Source organism: Flavobacterium sp. LK-23 (assembly GCF_058135255.1).
This window is the reverse complement of sequence record NZ_JBYUVT010000033.1, coordinates 1-5,411: the sequence shown is the minus strand read 5'-3', so window position 1 is coordinate 5,411 and position 5,411 is coordinate 1. Positions and strand designations below refer to the sequence as shown.

Below are 5,411 nucleotides of genomic sequence, written 5' to 3'. Positions count from 1 at the left end.
GAAAAAAGCCAATTGAAATGATAAATCCGTTACCGAAATAAGTAACTTTTACAATTTCGACGAAGGAGAAATCTTCGTAAGAAACTCCTCAAAGATTGGACTTTCGTTACGGAGCTACTTGTGGAGATTTCTCCTTCGTCGAAATGACAAAAAATGCGATATATCAAACCCGACAGGTTTCAAAAACCTGTCGGGTTTACAAACGAAATAAAACAAAGAATAATGTTTCAAAAAAAACACCTCTTTTTTATCCTTCTTTTAGCGAGTTTCGTCTCTGCACAGGAAATCCATAAAAAAGAATCTTTTCAGCCAACATTAGAATCCTCAAGACCTTGGGTGTATTGGTATTGGATGAAATCGGCGTATTCTAAACCCGGAATCACAGCCGATTTAGAAGCCATGAAACAAGCCGGAATTGCAGGCGCTTATTTAATGACTATTAAAGGCCCGGCAAATCCGCCATTGATAGATCCGCCGGTTTTACAGTTGACGCCTGAATTTTGGGATATGATTCATTGGGCATTCAAAGAGGCAGATCGTTTAGGTTTGAAATTGGCTTTTCATGGAGCTGACGGATTTGCCGTTGCAGGAGGTCCGTGGATAATGCCAGAAATGTCAATGCAGAAAATAGTTTGGTCAACAACTGAAATTTTAGGCGGAAAGAAAATAGCGTTAAAATTGCCAGTTCCAGAACATTATAAAGATTATTATAAAGACATTGCAACTTTTGCGATTCAGATAAAAGAATACCAAATTACTTCGCAGATGCAACTGCCAAAAGTAACCACATCCAACAATACCGATGCTTCGTTTTTGGCTGATCCTAAAAAAGATGAAAACTTCAAGTTTGCAGATGGAGGTTGGATTCAGTACGAATTTGCACAGCCTTTTACCTGCAAATCTATTGTAATTGAAACCAAAGGAAGAGATTTTCAAGCACAGCGTCTTATTGTAGAAGTGAGTGATGATGGAGTTAATTTTAGATTCCACGAAAGAATGATTGCACCACGTCACGGCTGGCAGGATATGGATTTCCCGAATACACATACGATTACGCCTGTTACAGCAAAATATTTCAGATTTGTATATGACCCAAAAGGCACAGAACCTGGAGCAGAAGATTTGGATTTTGCGAAGTGGAAACAGAATCTGAAAGTGAGTAAAATTACACTTTCGAATCAATCACTGATTAATAATTACGAAGGAAAATCAGGAGCAATTTGGCGCTTGACTCCACAAACTACTAAAAAAGAAATTCCAAATTCTGATGCATTCAAAAAATCTGAAATTATCAATATTTCGAATTTCGTTGATGCTAGTGGAAATCTAAACTGGAAAGCACCAAAAGGAAAGTGGAAAATTATCCGAATGGGACATACTTCTACAGGGCATGAAAATGCAACTGGCGGAGCAGGAAAAGGGTTGGAAGTAGACAAATTTAACCCAGAATTAATTCGTTTTCAGTTAGATCATTGGTTCGGAGAAGCCGTTCGCTCTGCTGGTCCTAAACTGGCTTCAAAAGTTTTAGAAATTCTGCATTTTGACAGCTGGGAATGTGGAAGCCAAAATTGGTCTTCGGTTTTTCAGGCTGAATTTAAAAAGAGACGTGGCTACGATCTTGTAGAATATCTTCCAGTTATGGCGGGAATTCCGATAGAAAATGCCGATTTTTCAGAGAAAGTTTTATACGATGTTCGAAAAACAATTGCCGATTTAGTTGCCGATAATTTCTACGGAACTGTCGCTCAAATTGCAAAAGAATATAACGTTAAGTTAAGTTCAGAAAACGTCGCTCCGACAATGATGAGTGATGCTTTGCTGCATTATAAATATGTCGATTATCCAGGTGGAGAATTTTGGCTGAAAAGTCCAACGCACGACAAACCTTTTGATATGGTCGATGCCATTTCGGGCGGACATATTTACGGAAAAGATATTATTCAGGCGGAATCTTTTACGGCTCTGAGAATGGATTGGGACGAGCATCCCGGAAATCTAAAAACAACGGCAGACCGCAATTATGCTTTAGGAATTAACCGTTTATTTTATCACGTTTTTGTTCATAATCCGTGGACGGATAGAAAACCGGGAATGACTTTAGACGATATCGGAACTTTTTTCCAAAGAGACCAAACGTGGTGGAAACCCGGAAAAGCTTGGTTTGATTATTGTCAAAGAGTACAGTTTCAATTGCAAAAAGGAAAACCTGTAATTGACTTGGCGGTTTTTATTGGCGAAGATTTTCCTTCACGTTCTTTTGCGCCGGATCGTTTGGTGCCATTTATTCCGAATCTTTTCGGAAAGGAAAGACTCGAAAGCGAGAAAATCCGTTTAGAAAATGAAGGTCAGCCAACGGCTAAAATGCCAAAAGAAGTGACTTATTCTAAAAATATCACAGATTTATCACAATGGATTAATCCGCTAAATGGTTATCAATATGATTCTTTCAATGCGGATGTTTTAATTAATAGAGCGAAAGTGGTAAACGGAAAAATTTCGTTTGATGGCGGAATTGAATACGGTGCTTTATTCTTCCCGGGAAGTCACAAAATGGCACCGAATAAGATTTTATCTTTGGCTTCCGCCGAAAAAATATTGGAATTACTAAACGAAGGCGCAACGATTTTTGTGGATGAAAAACCCAATATTCAGCCGGGAATTCAATCAGAAGCCGATCAAAAGAAATGGCAGATTATAATTGATGAAATCTGGAATAACGCCAACTCGTCTTCATGGAAAATCGGAAAAGGTACGGTTGTAAAACTGCCATATTTAGGAAATGATTTTACTTCTATCGGAATTACTCAAGATGTTTATTTTCCAAATTTAAACCGAGCTGATTCACAAACATTGGCTTGGACACATCGTAAATCAGAAAGTGAAGATTTATATTTCCTTTCGAATCAAAAGAATGAAAAAAGAGTAGTTGATGTTTCTTTCAGAATTTCAGGAAAAATTCCAGTTTGGTACAATCCCGTAAATGATAAAACTTCGATTTTAACCAATTGGAAAATAGAAAACGGGAGAACTATAGCTTCTATAACTTTAGATTCAAACGAATCTGGTTTTGTGATTTTTAAAGAGGAAACCAATGAAGTTTTAGCACAACGAAAATCATCTGAATTTGAAAAAGTGCAGACTTTAGATGAAAACTGGGAATTACAATTTGATCCAGAATTTATAGGTCCAAAAGAAGTGGTAAAAACAAACAAACTTTTTGACTGGAGCACTTCTGAAAATGATCAGATTAAGTATTATTCAGGAACTGTTATTTACAAAAAAGAGTTTATCTGGAAAGGAAAAGACATCGATAATATCTGGCTAGATTTGGGCGAAATTTCCAATATTGCGGAGATTAAAATCAACGGAAAAGATTGCGGAACGCTTTGGACTTTCCCTTTCAAAACTGATATTTCAAAAGCTTTGCAAAAAGGAAAAAATACGATAGAAATTAAAGTCACAAATACGTGGGCAAATAGATTAATTGGCGATCAAAAATTACCAAAAGAAGAAAGATTAACCTGGACAACAGCGCCGTTTCGTTTAGAAGGAGAACCTTTGTTGAAAGCGGGATTGTTAGGGCCGGTAATTATTGTAAAAGAAAAATAAAAGTTAGCCACAGATTAAAGGATTAAAAGGATTATTTTTTTTTGACAAAGAAAGAAGTTAATTGCCTCCAGCTTTAGCTGGAGGTTAAGAAGAATACCCATTGAAAATAAACATTTAATATCCCTCCAGCTAAAGCTGGAGGCAATTGAAAAATAAATATTCGCCACAGATTAAAGGATTCCCACAGATTAATAATCCTTTTTAATCCTTTAATCTGTGGCAAAAAAATAAAAAAATGAAAAAATCAATTATTGCATTATTAACGATTTTAGCGAGTCTTCAAATCAATGCCAAAATTAAACTGCCTGCATTGTTTACAGACAATATGATGTTACAGCAAAAATCGAATGCACCCATTTGGGGCTGGGCAGAAAAGAACGCTAACATTGTAATCAAAACTTCGTGGGATTCTAAAATTTACAAAGTAAAAGCAGACGCTTCAGGAAAATGGAAATCAGAATTACAGACTTCTTCTTTTGGTGGCCCATATACGATTGAAGTTTCTGAAGGAAACGAAAAAATAACCATCAAAAATGTTTTGTTGGGCGAAGTTTGGCTTTGCTCTGGACAATCCAATATGGAAATGCCGTTGAAAGGATTCCAAGGTCAGCCTGTTAAAAACGGAAATGAAATTATCGTAAGATCGACCAATAAAAATATTCGTTTGATTACGACTCCAAGAGCAACAGTTTTAGAACCTTTACAAGATTTTGAAGGGAAATGGGAAGAAGCTTCTCCAAAATCAACATCCAATTTTAGTGCAACGGCTTGGTATTTTGGATCGCTTTTGCAGGAAGTTTTAAATGTTCCGGTTGGGTTGATTCATGTTTCGTACGGAGGTTCGAGCATGGAAGCTTGGATGAATCAAGAAATGCTGAAAGATTTTACAAGTGCTAAAATTCCGACTACAAAAGAAGAATTGGCAAAAGACCCAAATCGTGTTCCAACAACTTTGTTTAATGGAATGCTTTCACCTGTAATTGGTTACGGAATCAAAGGCTGTATCTGGTATCAGGGAGAATCAAATTACGAAAGAGCTTCTGAATATACTGCTTTGATGAAGAAAATGGTCAGCAGTTGGAGAACGTTGTGGAATCAGGGAGATTTTCCGTTTTATTTCGCTCAAATTGCACCGTTTAATTATGCTTCATTTCATCCAAAAGATTATTTAGAAAAATACAATTCAGCTTATTTAAGAGAAGCGCAGTTTAAGGCTTCAAAGGAAATTCCGAATGCAGGAATGGCTGTTTTAATGGATGTTGGAGAAGAAAGTAACATTCACCCAATGGATAAAGAAAAAGGAGGAAACCGATTGGCTTTTCAAGCGTTGGCAAGAACGTACGGAATTGAAGGTTTTGAATTCGAAAGTCCGAAATATAAATCGATGGAAATAAAAGAAGGTTCAGTAACCGTTTCTTTTGATGATGTTGCCAACGGAATTACGTCTTATGATAAAGAAGTTTTAGGTTTTGAAATAGCAGGAGAAGACAAAGTTTTCTATCCCGCAAAAACGGTTGTAAGAAGAAAATCAGTTGTTCTAACTTCTGATAAAGTGAAAAATCCAGTTGCAGTAAGATATTTATGGAAAGATTTCGCTAAAGCGGAATTGTTTAGTGCAGGAGGATTGCCGGTTTCTTCGTTTAGGACGGATGAGTGGTAATACATGCGTGCTCCTGCAAGGTTTTCAAAACCTTGTAGGTATGTTGAAGTACGAGTTTAACGACTAGTTTGTCATTTCTGTAAAGGTTAGATAATTCGGTAACAAAATTTAACTTTAATAAATTTTGTTGCGATGAGAAATA

The 5,411-nt window shown here is 36.6% G+C and carries 2 protein-coding genes; both read left to right on the top strand.

Translation table 11 applies throughout. From position 1 onward, the window contains the following. The first annotated feature begins 222 nt into the window (after positions 1–222). On the top strand, positions 223–3,609 hold the full coding sequence (locus AC3Y25_RS24190; RefSeq protein ID WP_489904516.1) for a glycosyl hydrolase: 3,387 nt from the start codon (positions 223–225) through the stop codon (positions 3,607–3,609). A gap of 235 nt (positions 3,610–3,844) precedes the next feature. Further along, complete coding sequence (locus AC3Y25_RS24185; RefSeq protein ID WP_489904515.1) at positions 3,845–5,269, top strand: sialate O-acetylesterase; 1,425 nt, start codon at positions 3,845–3,847, stop codon at positions 5,267–5,269. Positions 5,270–5,411: the final 142 nt, after the last annotated feature.